We start from the raw sequence: 1,603 nt of genomic DNA, 5'->3' as shown, positions 1-1,603 counted from the left end.
ACAGGTGGTGTGTGACGGTGTACTGGTCGTTGTTTGAGAACTGCACAGTGGACGCGAGCATCTGTGGCCAAGTTTTTAAGGGCGCACGGTGGATGCCTTGGCACCAGGAACCGATGAAGGACGTGGGAGGCCACGATAGTCCCCGGGGAGTCGTCAACCAGGCTTTGATCCGGGGGTTTCCGAATGGGGAAACCCGGCAGTCGTCATGGGCTGTCACCCTTGCCTGAACACATAGGGCAAGTGGAGGGAACGCGGGGAAGTGAAACATCTCAGTACCCGCAGGAAGAGAAAACAACCGTGATTCCGGGAGTAGTGGCGAGCGAAACTGGATGAGGCTAAACCGTATACGTGTGAGACCCGGCAGGGGTTGCGTATACGGGGTTGTGGGATCTCTCTTTCACAGTCTGCCGGCTGTGAGGCGAGTCAGAAACCGTTGATGTAGGCGAAGGACATGCGAAAGGTCCGGCGTAGAGGGTAAGACCCCCGTAGTCGAAACATCAGCGGCTCGTTTGAGAGACACCCAAGTAGCACGGGGCCCGAGAAATCCCGTGTGAATCTGGCGGGACCACCCGCTAAGCCTAAATATTCCCTGGTGACCGATAGCGGATAGTACCGTGAGGGAATGGTGAAAAGTACCCCGGGAGGGGAGTGAAATAGTACCTGAAACCGTGTGCCTACAAGCCGTGGGAGCGTCGGAATGTGCTTGCACATTCTCGTGACTGCGTGCCTTTTGAAGAATGAGCCTGCGAGTTTGCGGTGTGTTGCGAGGTTAACCCGTGTGGGGAAGCCGTAGCGAAAGCGAGTCCGAATAGGGCGATTCAGTAGCGCGCTCAAGACCCGAAGCGGAGTGATCTAGCCATGGGCAGGTTGAAGCGGAGGTAAGACTTCGTGGAGGACCGAACCCACCAGGGTTGAAAACCTGGGGGATGACCTGTGGTTAGGGGTGAAAGGCCAATCAAACTCCGTGATAGCTGGTTCTCCCCGAAATGCATTTAGGTGCAGCGTCGTGTGTTTCTTGCCGGAGGTAGAGCACTGGATAGGCGATGGGCCCTACCGGGTTACTGACCTTAGCCAAACTCCGAATGCCGGTAAGTGAGAGCGCGGCAGTGAGACTGTGGGGGATAAGCTCCATGGTCGAGAGGGAAACAGCCCAGAGCATCGACTAAGGCCCCTAAGCGTACGCTAAGTGGGAAAGGATGTGGAGTCGCAGAGACAACCAGGAGGTTGGCTTAGAAGCAGCCACCCTTGAAAGAGTGCGTAATAGCTCACTGGTCTAGTGATTCCGCGCCGACAATGTAGCGGGGCTCAAGCGTACCGCCGAAGTCGTGTCATTCACACAACAGGGCCAACGCCTGTGTGGATGGGTAGGGGAGCGTCGTGTGCCGGGTGAAGCCGCGCCGGAAGGCAGTGGTGGACGGTTCACGAGTGAGAATGCAGGCATGAGTAGCGATACACACGTGAGAAACGTGTGCGCCGATTGACTAAGGGTTCCTGGGTCAAGCTGATCTGCCCAGGGTAAGTCGGGACCTAAGGCGAGGCCGACAGGCGTAGTCGATGGATAACCGGTTGATATTCCGGTACCCGCTGTGAAGCGTCAAACATT

General features: G+C 56.8%; 1 rRNA gene (cut by a window edge). It reads left to right on the top strand.

Annotated elements, in window-relative coordinates:
- The first annotated feature begins 65 nt into the window (after nt 1-65).
- Nucleotides 66-1,603 (top strand): 23S ribosomal RNA (locus tag ACZ7M7_RS07925) (it continues 1,272 nt past the right edge of the window).

The organism is Streptomyces sp. NPDC111606, from assembly GCF_055656945.1.
Note: the sequence above shows the minus strand (reverse complement) of the source record. Positions and strands in the feature narration are given on the sequence as shown.